The sequence below is a fragment of the Corynebacterium sp. LK2510 genome, from assembly GCF_040946405.1.
Classification (GTDB): Bacteria; Actinomycetota; Actinomycetes; order Mycobacteriales; family Mycobacteriaceae; genus Corynebacterium.
Genome location: NZ_JAYWLR010000001.1, coordinates 101531 through 119873, shown reverse-complemented (window position 1 = coordinate 119873; position 18343 = coordinate 101531). Strand labels below are relative to the sequence as shown.

Annotated in this window: 17 protein-coding genes; 4 read left to right on the top strand and 13 right to left on the bottom strand. The window is 63.8% G+C overall.

Annotated features, from left to right (window positions below; all coding sequences use genetic code 11):
• Positions 1-230 precede the first annotated feature (230 nt).
• Complete coding sequence (locus tag VVR41_RS00550; RefSeq protein ID WP_368523166.1) at positions 231-446, bottom strand: DUF3046 domain-containing protein; 216 nt, start codon at positions 444-446, stop codon at positions 231-233.
• 74 nt (positions 447-520) lie between these two features.
• Here VVR41_RS00550 and VVR41_RS00545 point away from each other — a divergent pair, with 74 nt between their 5' ends.
• The 3 genes from VVR41_RS00545 to VVR41_RS00535 are packed head-to-tail and all read left to right on the top strand — an operon-like array spanning position 521 to position 2424.
• Positions 521-1111, top strand: coding sequence for a biotin transporter BioY (locus VVR41_RS00545; RefSeq protein ID WP_368523165.1), 591 nt, complete (start codon positions 521-523; stop codon positions 1109-1111).
• Between the two features lie 3 nt (positions 1112-1114).
• The gene (locus VVR41_RS00540) at positions 1115-1813 is read left to right on the top strand and encodes an energy-coupling factor ABC transporter ATP-binding protein (RefSeq protein ID WP_368523164.1); all 699 of its coding nucleotides are present in this window, start codon (positions 1115-1117) and stop codon (positions 1811-1813) included.
• Positions 1813-2424, top strand: coding sequence for an energy-coupling factor transporter transmembrane component T family protein (locus VVR41_RS00535; protein ID WP_409338253.1), 612 nt, complete (start codon positions 1813-1815; stop codon positions 2422-2424). The genes VVR41_RS00540 and VVR41_RS00535 overlap by 1 nt, the downstream gene beginning before the upstream one ends.
• 84 nt (positions 2425-2508) lie before the next feature.
• On the opposite strand, the gene VVR41_RS00530 is transcribed toward VVR41_RS00535, so the two are convergent.
• From VVR41_RS00530 to dapB, 11 genes are all read right to left on the bottom strand, one after another.
• The gene (locus VVR41_RS00530; RefSeq protein WP_321103245.1) at positions 2509-3351 is read right to left on the bottom strand and encodes a PspA/IM30 family protein; all 843 of its coding nucleotides are present in this window, start codon (positions 3349-3351) and stop codon (positions 2509-2511) included.
• A gap of 56 nt (positions 3352-3407) precedes the next feature.
• The gene (locus VVR41_RS00525; protein ID WP_368523162.1) at positions 3408-3815 is read right to left on the bottom strand and encodes a helix-turn-helix domain-containing protein; all 408 of its coding nucleotides are present in this window, start codon (positions 3813-3815) and stop codon (positions 3408-3410) included.
• Positions 3816-3823: 8 nt separating this feature from the next.
• Positions 3824-4396 (bottom strand): CinA family protein, encoded by a 573-nt coding sequence (locus tag VVR41_RS00520; protein WP_368523161.1) that lies wholly within the window; start codon positions 4394-4396, stop codon positions 3824-3826.
• The gene (gene pgsA / locus VVR41_RS00515; RefSeq protein ID WP_368523160.1) at positions 4389-4961 is read right to left on the bottom strand and encodes a CDP-diacylglycerol--glycerol-3-phosphate 3-phosphatidyltransferase; all 573 of its coding nucleotides are present in this window, start codon (positions 4959-4961) and stop codon (positions 4389-4391) included. The genes VVR41_RS00520 and pgsA overlap by 8 nt, the downstream gene beginning before the upstream one ends.
• A gap of 94 nt (positions 4962-5055) precedes the next feature.
• A complete protein-coding gene (locus VVR41_RS00510; RefSeq protein ID WP_368523332.1) occupies positions 5056-6234 on the bottom strand; it encodes a TerC family protein in 1179 nt (392 codons plus the stop codon).
• Positions 6235-6486: 252 nt separating this feature from the next.
• Entirely contained in the window at positions 6487-9744 is a 3258-nt protein-coding gene (locus VVR41_RS00505; RefSeq protein WP_368523159.1) for a DNA translocase FtsK 4TM domain-containing protein, read from the bottom strand.
• A 60-nt stretch (positions 9745-9804) separates the two neighbouring features.
• Entirely contained in the window at positions 9805-10434 is a 630-nt protein-coding gene (locus tag VVR41_RS00500; RefSeq protein WP_368523158.1) for a TIGR03085 family metal-binding protein, read from the bottom strand.
• Between the two features lie 60 nt (positions 10435-10494).
• Positions 10495-12561 (bottom strand): ribonuclease J, encoded by a 2067-nt coding sequence (locus VVR41_RS00495; RefSeq protein WP_368523157.1) that lies wholly within the window; start codon positions 12559-12561, stop codon positions 10495-10497.
• A gap of 2 nt (positions 12562-12563) precedes the next feature.
• Positions 12564-13472, bottom strand: coding sequence for a 4-hydroxy-tetrahydrodipicolinate synthase (gene dapA / locus VVR41_RS00490; RefSeq protein WP_321101823.1), 909 nt, complete (start codon positions 13470-13472; stop codon positions 12564-12566).
• Positions 13473-13569: 97 nt separating this feature from the next.
• Positions 13570-14322 (bottom strand): FAD-dependent thymidylate synthase, encoded by a 753-nt coding sequence (gene thyX / locus VVR41_RS00485; RefSeq protein WP_368523156.1) that lies wholly within the window; start codon positions 14320-14322, stop codon positions 13570-13572.
• Positions 14323-14326: 4 nt separating this feature from the next.
• Entirely contained in the window at positions 14327-15073 is a 747-nt protein-coding gene (dapB, locus tag VVR41_RS00480; protein ID WP_368523155.1) for a 4-hydroxy-tetrahydrodipicolinate reductase, read from the bottom strand.
• A 186-nt stretch (positions 15074-15259) separates the two neighbouring features.
• On the opposite strand from dapB, the gene VVR41_RS00475 reads away from it, so the two are divergent.
• Positions 15260-15922 (top strand): hypothetical protein, encoded by a 663-nt coding sequence (locus tag VVR41_RS00475; RefSeq protein ID WP_368523154.1) that lies wholly within the window; start codon positions 15260-15262, stop codon positions 15920-15922.
• A gap of 100 nt (positions 15923-16022) precedes the next feature.
• Here VVR41_RS00475 and VVR41_RS00470 read toward each other — a convergent pair whose 3' ends face one another.
• Complete coding sequence (locus tag VVR41_RS00470; RefSeq protein WP_368523153.1) at positions 16023-18311, bottom strand: polyribonucleotide nucleotidyltransferase; 2289 nt, start codon at positions 18309-18311, stop codon at positions 16023-16025.
• Positions 18312-18343: the final 32 nt, after the last annotated feature.

The following is an 18343-nucleotide window of genomic DNA, read 5'->3' as shown; positions in this document are numbered from 1 at the left end:
CGACGTTGCCACGGGATGGGCTGGGCGTCGAGCACCTAACGAGCACCTAACACTGAATTAGACTCACTCCACCGAGCCGCGGTTCCGTCGTGAATGTCGCATCGATCCGGCATTGCTTCCGAATTCCGCGGCAACCACGTCCACGTCACACGCTAACGGGCCCGAAGACACGCAACCTCACGGACGAGAGCATACACGAATGCATGTTCGAAACCCAACGACACGCGCCGTCACCAACCCGGCCGATCCACCCCGAGGCGACGTTCATCTGGGACATCGAACGCCTCACACAGACCCTCCCACGCCTCCCGCGGATCGACACCGCGTTCGATCAATTCCGCTGACGTCACATTGTGACCCGGAAGAACTTGGGAATCAATAATCCACCGAGCCTTAGCGGAGCCGAACTCGTCTTCCACTAGCTGATGAAACTCCGTCAAACGCATGACGGTCAATATACGCGCGAATAGGGGTAGCCAGTTTTTCAATCAAGGAATTGAACACTGTATAGTTCCGATCTATGACAACTCGTACCCGCACTCGGTCGAACTCCTCCGCGATGTCCGACCTCGCTTACATCGCTGTTTTCACCGCTCTCGTCATCGTCCTCGGCTTCGTCGCCATTCCCGTCGGTGCCCTGGGTGTGCCCATCGTCCTGCAGAACGCCATCATTGTCCTCGCAGGCCTCGTCTTGGGCGCGCGCCGCGGCTTCCTCGTCGCAGCGCTGTTCATCACCATCGGCCTCTTCCTTCCCGTCCTGGCCGGCGGACGCACCACGCTGCAGTCGCTGAGCAGCCCGACCGCCGGATACCTCCTCGCCTACCTGGTGTCCGCCCCGGTCGCGGGTGCAATCGCACGCTGGGTCATTGGCAAGTCCAAGGGCGCCCAATTCGGTTTGTTCGCCCTCGCCGGTTTCATCGGCATCCTCGTCCAGTACATCGGCGGCGCCATCGGCATGATGGTACGCGCAGACCTCGGCCTTGTTGCCGCTATCCAGGCCCAACTCCCCTTCGTTCCGACCGGACTGGTCAAGCTGGCCGTCATTGTCATCGTCGCAGTCGGCGTCCACGCCGCCTTTCCCAAGCTCCTGCGCGGCGAATCCGCACGCTAAGCAATGCCGGTCATCTCGTTTAAGGGCGCCACGGTAGAGATTGAGGGAGAGACAATACTTCATCCCGTCACCCTCGAGCTCACCGAGCGCCGCATCGGCATCATCGGCTCCAACGGATCCGGAAAGTCGACCTTCGTCCGTCTCATCAACGGGCTCGTCGAGCCCACTTCGGGCTCAGTGCTTTACGACGGCCTCAGCCCCACCGACGACGGAAAGAAAGTGCGCCGAGAGGTTGGTTTCGTCTTCGCCGACGCGGAGTCCCAGATAGTGATGCCGTTGGTGGCTGACGACGTAGCCTTCTCGCTGCGCCGTTTCCGACTTCCCCGCGAAGAGGTCCAGCGACGCGTGGATGCCATTTTGCGGAGGTTCCGCCTTGAGGACAAGGCTGAGAACTCCCCTCACACGCTCTCGGGGGGCGAGAAGCAGCTCCTCGCGCTCGCCGCGGTGTTGGTCATTGAGCCTGCCACCGTCATCGCAGATGAGCCGACAACCTTGCTTGATCTGCGCAATCGCCGCCGTATTGTCGAGGAGCTATCCACGTTGGACCAGCAAGTCATCGTGGTCACCCACGACCTCGACATCCTCCGGGGCTTCGATCGCGTCCTGTGCATCAATGACGGCCGGGTCGCCTTCGACGGCGGGCCCGACGAGGCAATTGAGTCCTATCTCGACCTCATGGACCCGACCTCGAGGCCGCTATGATCCGCGCCGTACCCCTCGGTGTCTACGTCCCTGGAACGTCGTGGATTCACCGAATCCCCGCTTCGGCGAAGTTCATCGCTGTCCTCCTCCTCATCCCGGCAGTGACGTTTTTGCCCACTCAGCCCTGGCACGTCGGCATCGTCACTGCGGCAATTGCGGTCCTTTACGTGGTGGCACGGATTCCTGTGCGCACGGCGTGGACCCAGTTCACCCCTGTAATCCCAATTCTCGTCGGTTTGGGTCTCTACTTGTGGTGGCAAAACGGTCCCGTACCGGCTGCCACGGCCATGCTGAGCATTTTTACCACTCTGGCCGCAGCCAACCTCTTGACCCTGACCACGACAATGGAGGAACTTCTCCATACACTCGAACGGGGACTCGCCCCGTTCGGGCGATTCGGGCTCCCGGTCGAATCGATCAGCTTGGCTATCGCGTTGACGATCCGGCTCATTCCCCTCATGTTCATCACCGTCAACGAGGTCTTTGAGGCCCGCAAGGCTCGCGGAGCAGATTTCTCCTTCGCAGCGTTCGGAACCCCAGTACTCGTTCGCTCCATCCGCCGCGCGGAGAGCATCAGCGAAGCCCTCCTCGCGCGTGGAGCGGCAGACTAGCACCCCCGATCCGCTCGCTTCACGTACACGCGCAAACGCCCGGTCCGCAGACCGGGCGTTTGTTCGTTGAGAGGATGAGAAAAGCTACTCGCCGCGCAGCTCGCGCATACGCTGGGCAACCGCGTCATCCGACACAGCTCCGCCAGCGTTGCCAGCGCGGCCGTCCGATGCAGCGGGCTTCTCAATAGCTGGCTTGGCGCCAGACGTCAGCTCGCCTGCCATCTCAGCGCGAATCTGCTCGAGGCGGCCGTGACCAGCCATCTGGATGCTAGCCTGCTGAACCTCGGCCATACGACCCTCGACAGAGTTCTGGGCCAGCTCAGCCTGCCCGAGGGCGTTGGCGTAGCGACGCTCAATCTTGTCGCGCACCTGATCCAGGTTCGGGGTTCCCGAGGTGATGGAGTTCATCGACTGCATGGTCTCGGAGACCTTCTCCTGCATCTTCGCCTGCTCCAGCTGAGACAGAAGCTTGGTGCGCTCGGCGACCTGCTGCTGCAGCTGCGCAGCGTTGCGCTCGACAGCCTGCTTCGCCTGCGCTGCCTGCTGCAGCGCCTGGTCATGGAGGTGCTTGGTGTCCTCGATCGACTGCTCTGCAGTGACGAGCTGTGCGGCGAACGCTTCTGCCGCGTTCTCGTACTCCTGCGCCTTCTGGGCGTCACCTTCGCCCCGCGCCTTGTCCGCGAGCTGGAGTGCCTGGCGGGTGTTTGCCTGCAGCTTCTCCACCTCCTCAAGGCGGCGATTCAGCTGCATCTCAAGCTGGCGCTGGTTGCCGATCACGGCCGCCGCCTGCTGGGAAAGCGCCTGGTGCTGGCGCTGTGCCTGACCGATGGCCTGCTCGATCTGGATCTTCGGATCGGCGTTCTCCTCAATCTTGCTGTCGAACAACGCCATGAGGTAGTTCCAGAACTTGGAAAATGGGTTCGCCATATCGGGTTGTGGCCTTTCGTGAGTCAGGGTTTATCGCTAAACCATCGTAGTCAAAGCTAAGCCTCGGCGGCAGCGGGTGCAGCGTGTTCCAACTCGTCCGTCAGTGCGTGGAGCGACAGGTTACTGACTGCGTCGAGAAGCACCTCCGCGACGGTCGTGTCCAGCGCGTCGCAGATCGCCTTGAGCAGCTCGGAGGAGACCTCTTTGCGCCCACGCTCCAACTCGGAGAGGTACCCCGAGGAGACGCGCGCTTGCACGGCGAGGTTGCGCAGGCTGATGCCTTTGTCAGCGCGGTAGGCGCGCAAAGACATCCCAAGTGCCTCGCGCAGAAGCGGCTCTCGCTGCGCATCGCGTCCAAACGCGGGCCCCAAGTCGAGCGCCCCGCGCGCGACGGTCGCACTAGCTGAAGACGCAGCACCCGTCCCGCGGGCGGCGTCGTTGAGAAGCAGAGTTGTTGTTGCCATCACGTAACTCAACGGTCGAGGGCGGGCTTTTGTTCCCGGATCCCGATCAGCGCCCCTTTGAGAGCAGCCAGCACGGCGGACTCGCGGATGCGCGCCCGGTCCCCCGCCACGACTCGCACGGGCTCAGATGCACCCTCCGCGAGCGCGAAACGGCTCCGGGTGGCGTCGACAAGCGTCGCGGCAGACGATGAGGCTGTCCTGTGCGGCCCGGACAACCCGATCCACACTTCACCAACTGGGCGCCCGCCCTGCGCGTCCGGCCCGGCAACCCCGGTGATCGCAACAGCCCAGTCGGCGCCGCACACGCGTCGCGCCCCGCGCGCCATCTCGCGGGCGGTCACCGGCGACACCGGCCCGTGCGAGTCAAGGACCTCCTGGTCGACCCCGGCGAGGGTGGCCTTGAGTTCTGTTGCATAGGTTACGAGACCGCCGCGCAGCACGACAGATGCACCGGGTACGTCGGCGAGACGGGCGGAGGCGAGACCAGCGGTCAAAGACTCGCAGAAACAAATTGTCTGTCCGCGCTGACGAAGCTCCTCAATCAAAGACTCAGCAAGCAGATAGGTTTCGGTATCAGACACTGTTAGCCTTCCTCCCATCGAGAACGTACTGCACACCGGTGACAACGGTCACCGCGACGGCGATACACATGACGATGAATGTCGGGATATCCATCCACGCCGGCAGCGGGCAAAGATAGAGCGCAACACCAAGGCTCTGCAGCACGGTCTTGAGCTTTCCGCCCTTAGAGGCCGGGACAACCTTTCCATTCCGCAGCATCCACATGCGCCAGAAGGTGATGCCGAGCTCGCGCACCACAATCACGGCGGTGACCCACACTGGCAGCGTGGAGGCAATGTTCAATGTGACAAGAGCCGTGATCATCAGCGCCTTGTCCGCAATCGGGTCGGCGATTTTACCGAAGTCCGTCACCAATCCCCTCGCGCGGGCGATGTCGCCGTCGAGCTTATCGGTGGCCATGAGCAGGGCGAACAGACCGAAGGCCCACCACCAGTGGTGGGCGAGGACGAGCCAGGCGAAGACAGGGACGAAAACAATGCGTAGCGACGTCAGAACATTAGGCAGGTTCCAGTTCGACGGCGGCGGTGGCGTCGGCTGCGTCGCGGCGGGATTGGGAGAGCTCACGACAACCACACTACCTGTGCCCCACGCGCGACCAGACACGCGGCGTGGGCCAGGTGGCAGGCGGTAACAACCGCCTGCGGCGCCACCTGCTGGGCTACTTCTGCTGGCCGTTTCCGCGCGATACCTCGAGGTGCTCCGTGTCGCGCGAGCCGGTGGCAGTGTGGTCTCCGCGGCCCGAGGTTGCTGGGTCGTCGATCCACTCGAGGTGGTTTCCGTGGTTGTCGACTTTGCGGCGGTTACCGTGGTCGTCGTAGTCGATGTGCCACTTCATCCCCTCGGGGTTTCGACGCCCTGCTGCGATGTCGATACGGTCCTTCACCAGCGAAGCTATGACAGTAACCGTGAGAACGCCCAGGATGACCAGCAGGGACGTAACGGTACCGACTTCGGGCACTGCCACGTTCTCGCCACCATTGATAAACGACAGGTTGTTCTCGTGCAGCGCGTGCAGCAGGAGCTTGACACCAATGAATCCGAGGATGATCGCGAGGCCGTAGGAAAGGTAGACGAGGCGGTCAAGCAGCCCGTCGAGGAGGAAGTACATCTGGCGCAGGCCGAGCAGTGCAAAGGCGTTAGTGGTGAACACGATGAACGGCTCGGTCGTAATGCCGTAGATCGCCGGAATCGAGTCGAGGGCGAACATGACGTCGACGAACCCGATGGCCAACAGAGCCACGAATAGCGGAGTCACTGCCTTCTTGCCAGCATGGGTCGCCGAGAACAGCTTGTCACCGTGGTAGGACTTCGTCACCGGGAAGACGCGGCGGAGGGTCTTGACAATGAGCATGTTGTTCGGGTCAGACTCCTCCTGGTCCGTCGCCTCATCGTAGGCGAGCTTGAGCGCGGTCCAGATAAGGAAGAGGGCGAAGAGGTAGAACACGTCCGACCACGCGGCGATGACGGCAGCGCCCATCAAGATGAAGATCAGACGCAAGATAAGCGCGATGGCGATTCCGAGCAGCAGCACTTTCTGCTGGTATTTCCGGGGGATCTTGAACGAGCCCATGATGAGAGCGAAGACGAAAAGGTTGTCCACGCTCAGCGCCTTCTCAGTGACGTAACCGGTGTAGTACTGAATCGCGTGCTCACTGTCCCAGAACCACCAGATCACACCGCCGAACAGCAGCGCGATAGCGACATAGAACGCGGTCCAGAACCCCGACTCTTTCAAGGTCGGCTCATGCGCGTCCTTGACATGGCCGAAGAAGTCGAAAACGAAGAAGCCGACGATAACCGCCGACGTAATGAGCCACACTGATGTGGGCACGCCCATATGTTCCATGACAAGAACCTCCGGTCAAATAAGCAACAATAACTGACCGGAGGTCTCCCCCACCCGGTGTCTCCCGGGCCGTCCCGACCGGGGCCCGCATTCCTGCGGGCGCCGTGCTGACGATCGTGGGCGATTGCGGGGTACTCCCCTCCAATGCGTCGACAACTCTACCCCATCGCTGCACTGTGGCCGAACCTTGGCTGAACCCTGGCCAAACCCGGTGGGATCCAGTGGGACTCGAGTGCAGGGTGTCTAGAATGCCCCGCCCGTCGCGTTGTAGCTCGCCTGTACAACGCGGGTCGAGTCGTCGCCACCGTCGTTGCCAGCATCGGTGTCTCCGCCATCGATGTCCGCATCCTTGGGCGCTTCTGCGGGGTCCGCGCCCTTGATCATCCAGATGATGGTCTCGAGCTCGTCCGGCTTGACCAGCACGTCGCGGGCCTTGGATCCCTCCGACGGCCCGACCACGCCGCGCGACTCCATGAGGTCCATGAGGCGACCGGCCTTGGCAAATCCGATGCGCAGCTTGCGCTGCAGCATCGATGTCGATCCCAGCTGCGAGGTCACCACGAGCTCGACAGCCTCGAGCAGGTCGTCCATGTCCTTTCCGATGTCGTCATCGATGACCTTGGCCTCGGCGGCCTTGTCTTCGGTCACTCCTTCGATGTAGTGCGGCTCGTCCTGGGACTTGGCGGCCTCGACAACGGCCTGGACCTCGTCGTCCGTCACGAACGCGCCCTGGAGGCGCTGCGGCTTTCCTGCACCCTGTGGGATGAACAAGCCGTCGCCCATACCGATGAGCTTCTCTGCACCACCCTGGTCGAGAATGACGCGGGAGTCTGTCAGCGAGGATGTCGCGAAGGCGAGACGGGAGGGCACGTTGGTCTTGATCAGACCGGTGACCACGTCGACAGACGGACGCTGCGTGGCCAAAACCAAGTGGATGCCTGCGGCACGCGCCTTCTGGGTGATGCGCACGATGGACTCCTCGATCTCCTTCGGAGCCGTCATCATGAGATCGGCGAGCTCGTCGACCACGCAGATGATGAACGGGTACGGGCGCATCTCTCGCTCGGAGCCGGGAGGCGCCTGGAGCTCACCGGAGCGGACCTTCTTGTTGAAGTCCTTGATGTGGCGCACGCGCGCGGACTTCATGTCCATATAGCGCTGCTCCATCTCCTCAACAAGCCACTGCAGCGCAGCCGTCGCCTTCTTCGGTTGGGTGATGATCGGCGTGATCAGGTGCGGGATGCCCTCGTACGGGGTCAGCTCCACCATCTTCGGGTCGATCAGGATCAGCCGCACGTCCTCCGGCGTCGCGCGCGTGAGCAGCGACACCAGCAAGGAATTCACGAATGCCGACTTACCGGAGCCGGTCGAACCCGCAACGAGCAGGTGCGGCATCTTCTGCACGCTCGAGGCGATGAAGTCACCCTCGATGTCCTTGCCCAAACCAATGAGCATGGGATCGCTTTCGGCGGCCACCTTCGGCGCGTCTAGCACGTCGCGCAGGCGAACCATCTCTCGGTCGAGGTTCGGTACTTCGATACCGACGGCAGACTTGCCCGGAATCGGGGTGAGCAGACGCACGTTGTCGGTCGCTGCCGCATACGCCAAGTTCGACTGCAGGTTGGTGATCTTGGAGACCTTGACACCGGGGCCAAGCTCAACCTCGTAGCGGGTCACTGTCGGCCCGCGCGAGAACCCGGTGACCCGGGCATCGACACGGAACTCCTCGAAGACATCCGTGATCGCCTCGATCATTCTGTCATTGGCTTCGGTCCGCGTCTTCGGCGCTGTGCCGGGGATGAGCAGATCGGTCGAGGGGATGTCGTAGTTCGCGGCCGAACTGCGCCGCGCCGGAACCGGTGCGGCCTGAGGTTCATCCTTTTCCAGCTCAGATTTCGGCGTCGAGGCTGGAATGGCCGCGGCGTCGATTCCGCTCCGGGCGACGATCGCCTGGCGCATCGACTCGCGCGACTGGGCGACGGCGTCTTCGGCGGGCTCGCGGCCAGCGACGGAATCTGGAGTGTCAACGCTGTCGTCCGTGTCCTCGGCAGCGGAATCGCGGCGAAGGACGCGGGTGGACTCCACACCCGGCACTCCGGCGGGAGTGGCGGGGGCAGCGTTGACACGCGACAGCACGCGCGTGCCGTGGTCGCTGACCGGTTCGTGCGGTGGCGTAGCCGCCTCAGCTTCGGAGTCGACATCGTCGATCTCGTCGGCCAAGTCGAACACCTCGTACACGGGGGGTGCAGGGCGCGCTTGTCGACGCCCCACCGACCGCGTCCGCTCCCCTTCCGCGGGTTCCTCAGCCGGGTAGTTGTCCAGCGGCGTCCTGCGCCGCAGCTGATCGGTGGCCTCGGTCCGCACGAGGGCGTCGTCGCGCTCGGCGGCGTCACGGGTCTCGCGCACGCGCGACACACTCGGGCGTCGCGAGCCCGGGCGGCGCTGCCTGCCCTGGGCGATGTCGTCCAGCTGGGCGGAGACGTCTGAGTAGGGGTCGTCGCTCTCGTCCGGATCCGTCGTATCCCTATTGGCGAGCATGGTTGACACCAAGCCCCGCAGGTAGTCGTAGGCTTCACGGACCGTGATTCCCGTGGTACGTAGTGCTCCGTAGATGATCACCAGCGTCAGCAGCGGCACCGCGACGTAGGAGGAAAAACCGGCGGCAAGGCTTCCGCCAAGGACGGCGCCGATGAAGCCGCCCGCGATCTTGCGCGCTTCCCAGCCTGCCGGGTTGCCAGCCAGAACGTGGACAAGCCCGAGCATGCCCACCGCGATGATCGCGATTCCGACGCTAACCCGCGTGCGCACCGCAGGATCGTGGCGCACGTCCAGCATGAGCGCAACAGCGACTGCGACGAGCATGACAGGAAGAATCAGTGCGCCGGCTCCGATGACCCAGTACGCTGCGTCGGCAATAACGCGTCCGATGGGCCCGGCGATGTCGAGCCACACGGACGCCCCGATGACGGCGGCGAGACCGATGATGGCCAGCCCCAGCAGATCGACGTGCGCCCCACGCCCGCGCTCCCCGCTGCGAGTTGCGCCCTCCTCCGAATCGTGCTCAGCTTCGTCGTCGGCGTGACGGGTACGGCCGCTCGCGCGCCGTGTCAAACTGTCGGTCCGTTCGTTCCAGGCGCGCCGGGTTCTTCCGGATCGGGAGCTGATGGTGTCTTCCTCCTCGAAGAAGTCGTCTATATTGCCGTCGCTGTCTAGGGCCTCATCGCGACGTCCCTCTCGGGTGCTGCCGAGACGAGCCGATACGTTGCGCACGGATCGAGCCGCGCCCCGAAAGACGGAGCCGACCGAACTACCAACAGCCTGGTACGCCGACCCCACACGCTCCCCGCTCGATTCCGCGGCCACCATCGATGAGGTGGGCGGATGCGTCATCGACGTCGGGCCACCGTGTCGTGCCGCAGTGGGCCGCGATGAGCGCGATCCACCACGCGGCCCAGATGCTGGGCGGCCCACGCTGCGGCGAGGGGAGTTTTTGACAGACATGGTTGTAACACTAGTACCTTGTGCCCCCTAGCCCCCATGTGCCACACCGTCTCCGGCGCGCTAGATGCCGAGCGCGTCCGAGACCTTCGCAACGTAGTCGTCGCGCCCCTCGACACGCACGTCGACGGCGTCACGGCCGCTCACCCACAACAGCAGCTCCCCCGGTTCCCCGAAGACGCGTACGACATCGTCGCCACGCGAGGCCACAGCGTGCTTCTCCCCCAGCGTCACGGGCGGCAATGCCGGCGGAGTGAGGATCACTGGAATCCCAACCCCACGCAGGGCGAGCCTGCCGAACATGCGGGCCGCACCGAGCAGTTGCTTATCGACGACCCCACTGAACCCACGCGGGCGAGCAACCCCATCGCCGCGGCGCACATCCTCGTGATGGATGAAGTTCTCCGCGGTATTCAACTGCTTGTCCACGACGCGCAGCGGCATGGGCGGCCCAGCAGCCCAAGCGCGGACGATGTCGTCGAACGGTCGCTGCTGCTGTGTCGTCTCTCTCTCCAACAGCCCACGGGCGGGGCCGAGGAACATACCGAGCGCCGCGTGTGGGCGGTGCTCCCGAATAAACAGGTGCGTGGCGAGATCGCGCGTTGTCCACCCCTCACACAGCGTGGGTGCATCGGGGCCGAGGTTGAGGAGCAGCTGCGCCAGGAGCTGGCGCTCAGTACGGGCAAAAGACATGGACCCCAGCATAGCGCTGGGGTCCATGTCCCTTGTGGCTGATAAACAGCCCGTCGTGGCTTAGAGGGATTCCCTGGAGGTCTCAACCTCGACGTCGTCAAGCGGGGCGTTATCCGCCGCCATCGGGATCACCGTCGGCAGGATGACCGGCTCGCGCTTGTACTTCTGGTTGATCGAGCGCGACAGCTTGCGGCGCAGCTGCTGAACCATGCGGAACGGATCGTTCTCGCCTTCGGCAGCCAAATCACCCATGACAGATTCCACGCCGGAGACGAGCTTCTTGTTGAAGTCTCGATCGTCGTCGGAGAAACCGGTCGTCGACACGCGCGGCACCTCGAGCAAACGGCCGGTGCGGTCATCGATCACGCAGGTAATCGAAACGACACCGCCGGACGCCAGGCTGGTGCGGTCCGCCAAGACGTCCGGATCGACCTCGCCCATGGTCTCGCCATCGACATAGAGTTGGCCCACCTGGTACTGGCCGACGACGTTGATCTTGCCGTTGACCATGTCAACCACAACACCGTTCTGCGCCAGAGCGACATTCGACGGGTGCACACCAGTCGAGATTGCGAGCTCCTTGTTGGCGCGCATGTGGCGCCACTCGCCGTGCACCGGCATTGCGTTCTTCGGACGTGCGGCGTTGTACAGAGACAACAGCTCACCGGCATAACCGTGGCCCGAGGCGTGAACGTGCGCGTCGGAGTTGGTGATGACCTCAGCGCCGATCTGTGCGAGGTTGTTGATGACAGCGAAGACTGCCTCCTCGTTGCCCGGGATGAGCGAGGAAGACAGGATGATCATGTCGCCGTCGCGAATCGTGATCTGGCGGTGCTCGCGTCGCGACATGCGCGACAGCGCCGCCATCGGCTCGCCCTGGGTACCGGTGGTGATAAGCACGACCTTGTGCGGGGCCATCTTCGCGGCTTCCTCGATGGGAACGATCGTGCCCTTGGGCGCCTTGAGCAGGCTCATCTTCTCCGCGATCTCCATGTTGCGGAGCATGGAGCGACCGTTGAAGGCCACCTTGCGTCCGCTGGCGACAGCGGCGTTGACCGCCATCTGCACGCGAGCGACGTTCGAGGCGAAAGAGGCGATGACGACGCGCTGCTTCGCGCGCGACACCAGGCGAGTCAAAGTCTCCTCAATTCCAGCCTCGGAGCTCGAAATGCCCGGAATTGTGGCGTTGGTGGAGTCACACATGAACAGGTCGATGCCCTCGTCGCCGAAGCGCGACAGCGCCGGCAAATCGGTCGGCTTGCCGTCGTACGGGGTTTGGTCGACCTTGACGTCGCCGGTCATCACAACGTGGCCGGCACCCGTCTTGATGGACACGCCGAGGCACTCTGGAATGGAGTGGTTAACATGCCAGAAGCGCAGGCGGAACGCACCGAGAGTGACCTCGGAATCCTTGTTAACCTCGTTGAGCTTCGGACGCTGGCGGTGCTCCTGCGTCTTCGCGGCGATAAGCGCGTTGGTGAAACGCGAGCCGTAGATCGGGATGTCCGGGCGCAGCTTGAGCAGCCACGGGATCGCACCGATGTGGTCCTCGTGACCGTGAGTGACGATCAAGGCCTCGACCTTGTCCAGGCGCTTCTCAATCGGGCCGAAGTCCGGCAGGACCAAGTCCACGCCCGGCTCGCCGGAGTTCGGGAACAACACACCACAGTCCACGATGAGCAGGCGTCCGTTGTACTCGAACACCGTCATGTTGCGGCCGACCTCGGAGATGCCGCCGAGGGCGTAGATGCGCAGGCCGTTGTTCGGCGCCTTGGGCGGCGCCGGCAGGCGCTTGGTCAGGTCAGCACCCTGCATAGACTTCATCGGGTTGCGGCGGTTGCCGCCCCCACCGTTGGAACCGTTGCCCCCACGGCCGCCTCCGCGGCCGCGGCGGGAGCGAGTCCGGTTCCCGCCGTTGTCGTTCGAGTCGTGGTCACGGCGGTTGCCACCGCTGCGGTTACCCGAGTTGCCCTCGCTGCGGTCGCTCTTGTTGCGGCCGCGAGAAGTGTCCTCACCGCCGTTGGCGGGCTCGTTCGCGGGAGCCTGGAAGACCGGCTGCTGGTCTGACGGCTCCGGCGGGCCCGCCTTGCGCGTCACCTTGCGTGTCCGGTTTCGGGGTTCATTCATACTTAAAGGACTCCAGCCTTTTCCATGTCACGGCGCAGATCCTCCATCTGCTCAGGCGTCGCGGGGGCGACGGGCAGACGCGGATCTCCGACCTCAATGCCCTGCAGGCGCAGGGCTGCCTTCGAAAATGTCGCACCACCAAGCAGTGCCTGCTGTCGAGCCAGCACGGCGATGGTGTTGGCGTTGATTTCCCGCGCACGGGCGAGGTCGCCTTCCTCGAAACTTGTAATCATTTCACGCATCAACTTCGGCGCGGCGTGGCCCACAACGGAGACGACTCCGGTGGCGCCGACGGAAAGCCACGGCAGGTTGAGCGGATCGTCACCAGAATACCAGGCCAGGCCTGTTTCCTGAATTAGGGGGGCTGCCTCAGCGAAATTACCCTTCGCGTCCTTCATCGCCTGAATGTTGGGAATGGTCGCGAGCTCACGGATAGTGTCGGCCTCGACAGGGATGGCGGAGCGGCCAGGGATGTCGTAGAGACAAATGGGAAGATCGGTTGCCTCGGCGACGGCGCGGTAGTGCGCGACGAGTCCAGCCTGGGACGGCTTGGAGTAGTAGGGGGTGACCACTAGAAGGGCGTCCGCACCCGCTTCGGTAGCTGCGACAGTCAACTCAATCGCGGTGCGCGTGTTATTCGTGCCGGTACCGGCGACGAGGGTCACGCCATCGCCTACCTCGTCGCGCACAGCCTTCAGCAGCGCGATCTTCTCCTCGGGCGAGGTGGTGGGAGACTCCCCTGTTGTACCAGCCAGGACTAGGGAGTCGACTCCGTTTTCCACCAGGTGGGCGGCCAGTTTTCGCCCGGCCTTCAGGTCGAGCTCCCCGTCAGTGTCGAACGGGGTGACCATGGCGACGGATACAGTGCCGAACACGTCGGCTCCTCGGTTCGCTTTCAATGAAGTGCCCATAGCCACATAGATTACCCCGAAGGCTACGCAGGTGTGCCACCAGCACGCCGCGCTGAGCCGCCCCTCTTTGTTCTCTCCCCAGTGTTAGAGCTCGGTGTTAGAGAATGTACGGGCTGGTCGCCATGGCGGTGCCGTCGGCGAGGTCGCTGATGAGGAAGTCGTCGAAAAGCGCGGGCGCCGTTGTACGCAGCAGCTTCAGACACTCAACGGCGAGCGTGCGGATCTCCACATCGGCGTGTTCGGAGGCGCGGGCGGCAACGAACTCGCGCCACGCGCGGTAGTTGCCGGTGACCACAAAGCGGGTCTCCGTCGCGTTCGGGAGGATGGCGCGGGCAGCCTGGCGGGCCTTCTTTTGGCGCAGCAGCGAATTCTGTTCCTCGCCGAGGTCGTCGTTGAGGGCGTCGAGAAGCTCGTTGTAGATGAAGCGCGATTCATCCACGGCGCGCAGGAACATCTCCTTGAGCTCCGCATCCCCCGCAATTGCGGGCGGGACCACGACCTCGCTCGCGTCCGAGTGGACGTAGCGCTGGCTGAGCTGAGAAAACGACAGATGACGGTGTCGCAAAAGCTCGTTGCCCGCCGCACGGGACAGCCCCCGGATATACAGCGTCGCACTCGCGTGCTCGAGCAACGCCTCGTGTCCGACGTCGATGATGTGGTGCAGATAGGCGTCGTTGGCCGCGGTGTGGGGGTTCGGGCGATCGAACGTCTCATAGCAGGCCCGGCCGGCGAACTCGACGAGCGACTCAGCGTCGCTCGCCTGCGGGTCGGGCTCCCAGTCGATGTCGGTCGGCGCAGTGAACTGCGTCGTAGCGACGAGTTCAACCTTGAGCTTGGATTCTACTGCCACGAAGCTACAGCCCCAGGTACTTGTCCAGGCCCACCGTCAGACCCTTGTGGTCTGCCACCTGGCGCACGCCCTGCAGCACTCCCGGAACGAAGGACTCGCGCCCGTACGAGTCCTGGCGGATGGTCAGGGTCTGGTCGGTCGTGCCGAAGATGACTTCTTCGTGGGCCACCATGCCGCTCATGCGGACCGCGTGGACCTTCACGCCGTCGACATCGGCGCCGCGTGCTCCGTCCTTGGACTGCTCGGTGGCATCCGGCATTGCACCCATTCCCGCCTCGCGGCGGGCCTGGGCGATGCCCTCGGCGGTCTTTAGCGCTGTGCCCGACGGTGCATCGAGCTTGTTCGGGTGGTGGTATTCCACGACCTCGGCGGAGTCGAAGTACTTGGCCGCCTGGCGAGCAAACGCCATGGTGAGCACAGCAGAGATAGCGAAGCTCGGGGCGATGAGCACGCCGACGTTTTCGTTGGCACGCAGCCACTCACGCACCTGCTCATAGCGCTGCTCATCGAAACCGGTGGTGCCCACCACGCAGTGGATGCCGTGGTTGATGCAGTACTCCAGGTTGCCCATCACCGCGTTAGGAGTGGTGAAGTCGACGATGACCTCAGCTCCGTTGGCCGTCAACTGGTCAAGTGAATCACCTTCGCCAATCGACGCCACGAGTTCCATGTCGTCCGCTGCGTTAACTCCCGCGACGACTGCCGATCCCACGCGACCACCTGCCCCGAGCACGCCTACCTTGATTGCCATTGTCGGACCCCTCTCTCCGCGCATTCCGCGGATCGTAACGTTTCTGTGGTTGTCTCGTCTTTCGGCTACTGTATCGCTTCCCCCGACAGCAGGTTGCATCACAATCGGCTCACGGATAGCTCACGGAACCATGTCTGGAACCACCAACCTGGCGATCAGCCCCGACACTGCAGTTATGGTTGAGACATGAGACTTTCCACCCGAGTCCTGCCCCTGATCGCCGCTGTCGCCGTCGGAACAACGGCTGTGGCCGGGTGCGCGGGCACGCCTGACAGGCAGGCCACCTCCACCACCACCATGACCAGCACCGCCGCGCCGACCACGGCGGCTTCTCCGACTGCCCCCACCAATTCTGCCGACGCGACCACCACGGTGCCCCGCGTGGCAGCCACCTCGGACGAGGTGCACGAGACCGCCCCCTACTCCATGGAGCGTGTCCAGAACTGGCCCGCCGAGGCGACGGAATTAGTCGTAAGCGATGTCCGCGTCGGCTCGCACGACGGGTTCGACCGGGTGGTTGTGGAGTACAGCGGCACAGGCACGCCGGGATTTACCGCCGGCTACGTGGATCAGGCCAGACAGCAAGCCTCTGGCTACCCTCTCGAGGTCGCAGGTCCCGCACATTTGGAAGTGATGATTCACGGCACCCCGATGGGCATGCTGAGCCCGCGAGAGGAGCTGATCCAGGTTGGCCCGATGAACCTTGCTTCCGGCGCGATTCAGGGCGTCACCCACGGCGGGGTCTTCGAGGCGGACACACAGTACGTCATCGGCTTGGACAAGAAGCGCCCCTTCCGCGTCTATACGTTGAGCAACCCGGCTCGCGTCGTCATCGATATCCAGCAGTAGTAACGAGCCGCGGCAGCAAACGCCCACCGCAGGTCGGAAGAACCTGCGGTGGGCGTTTGTGGTCGCTACGTGTGCCTGAGAGGCTGAGGGTAAGCGTCGCCTAGCTTTCGTCGTCCGTGGGGACCAGGGAGATCTTGCCGCGGTTGTCGATGTCGGCGATCTCAACCTCGATCTTGTCACCGACGTTGACGACATCCTCCACGCGCTCAATGCGCTTGTTGCCGCCGAGCTTGGAGATGTGAATCAGGCCGTCGGTGCCCGGCATGATCGACACGAACGCGCCGAATGCCACAGCCTTGACCACGGTGCCAAGGTAATGCTCGCCCACCTTCGGCATCTGCGGGTTGGCGATGCCGTTGATGCGCTCAATCGCCGCGTCGGCAGAGTCACCGCTGATTGCGGAGACGTAGATGGTGCCGTCGTCCTCGATGGAGATGTCGGCGCCAGTCTCATCCGTGATCTGGTTGATGGTCTTGCCCTTCGGGCCAATGACCTCGCCGATCTTGGACACGGGGACCTTGACCGTGGTGATCTTCGGCGCCAGCGGGCTCATCTCGTCCGGCCCGTCGATGACCTCGGCCATCGTGTCGAGGATCGCCTCGCGGGCGTCGCGCGCCTGTTCGAGCGCTTGCGTGAGCACCTTGGACGGGATGCCATCGAGCTTGGTGTCGAGCTGCAGGGCAGTGATGAACTCGCGTGTGCCGGCGACCTTGAAGTCCATGTCGCCGAAGGCGTCCTCTGCGCCGAGAATGTCGGTCAGCGCGACGTACTCGGTCTCACCGTCAACCTCGCCCGAGACGAGACCCATGGCGATGCCAGCCACGGGAGCGACCAGCGGGACGCCGGCGTTGTACAGGGACAGCGTGGAGGCACAGACCGAGCCCATCGACGTCGAGCCGTTGGAGCCGAGGGCCTCGGAGACCTGGCGGATCGTGTACGGGAAGTCTTCCTTGGACGGAATCACCGGCACGAGTGCGCGCTCAGCGAGGGCACCGTGACCGATCTCGCGGCGTTTCGGCGAGCCCACCCGGCCCGTCTCGCCCGTTGAGTACGGCGGGAAGTTGTAGTGGTGGATGTAGTGCTTCGACTTCTCCGGGGAGAGCGAATCGAGCGTCTGCTCCATCTTGAGCATGTCGAGCGTGGTCACACCGAGGATCTGGGTCTCGCCGCGCTCGAACAGCGCGGAACCGTGCGCACGCGGGATGAGTTCGACCTCGACCTCGAGATCGCGGATGTCGGTGGTGCCGCGGCCGTCGATACGGAAACCGTCGGTAAGAATCTTCTCACGCACGATCGACTTCATCAGGGCGTTGTATGCGGCGCGAATTTCCTTCGATGCGGCAGCGAGCTCAGCCTTGTCGTCGTCGTCGATGTCGAACGCATCGAGGAGGTCTTCTTCGATCTCCACCATGTACGCGTTGGTGGCATCGTCGCGTTCCTGCTTGGCCTTGATGGTCAACAGGTTCTTGAGCTTCTTCGCGGCCTTCTTCTCCACGGCCTTGTACACCTTGTCGGTGTAGGGCGGGAAGAGCTGGAACTCCTGGGTTTCCTTCGCGGCCTTCTCCGCCAGCGCAGCCTGCGCTTCGCACAGGGTGCGGATGTACGGCTTCGCGGCCTCGAGGCCCTCGGAAACGGTGGCCTCGGTCGGCGCCGGTGCGCCAGCCTCAATTTGCTTGACGACGTTCACGCCGGCGCCAGCCTCGACCATCATGATCGCGACATCGCTCTCGGTTGTGCGTCCACGCTTGCGCTCGACGATGCGGCCGGCGACGACCATCTCGAACACACAGTTGTTGTGCTGCTCCTGGTTCGGGAAAGCGACCCACTGGCCCTTCGGGTGGGCGTCGTCGACGATGAGCGCCATGCGCACACCACCGACGGGGCCGGACACCGGCAGGCCGGAAAGCTGAGTGGCGGCGGAGGCGCCGTTGATGGCGACAACGTCGTAGTACTCCTGCGGGTCCATCGACATGACGGTGATGACCACCTGGACCTCGTTGCGCAGGCCCTTGACAAAGGTCGGGCGCAGGGGGCGGTCGATCAGGCGGCAGGCGAGGATCGCCTGGGTGGACGGGCGGCCTTCGCGGCGGAAGAACGAACCCGGGATGCGCCCGGCGGCGTACATCCGCTCCTCGACGTCGACGGTGAGCGGGAAGAAGTCCAATCCTTCGCGCGGCTGGTTGCTGGCCGTGGTGGTGGCGAGCATCATCGTGTCGTCGTCGAGGAACGTGGTGACCGATCCGCCGGCCTGGCGGGCCAGCTGGCCTGTCTCGAACCGGATGGTGCGGGTGCCGAAGTCGCCGTTGTCCATGACAGCGACGGCCTCAGTGGTGCCGAAGTCGTTGTCGACGAAGACATCGTGGGAATTTTTGGGGGTGAAAGTGCTCAAAAGAAATGCGCTCCTTGCTGTGTGGCGATCAT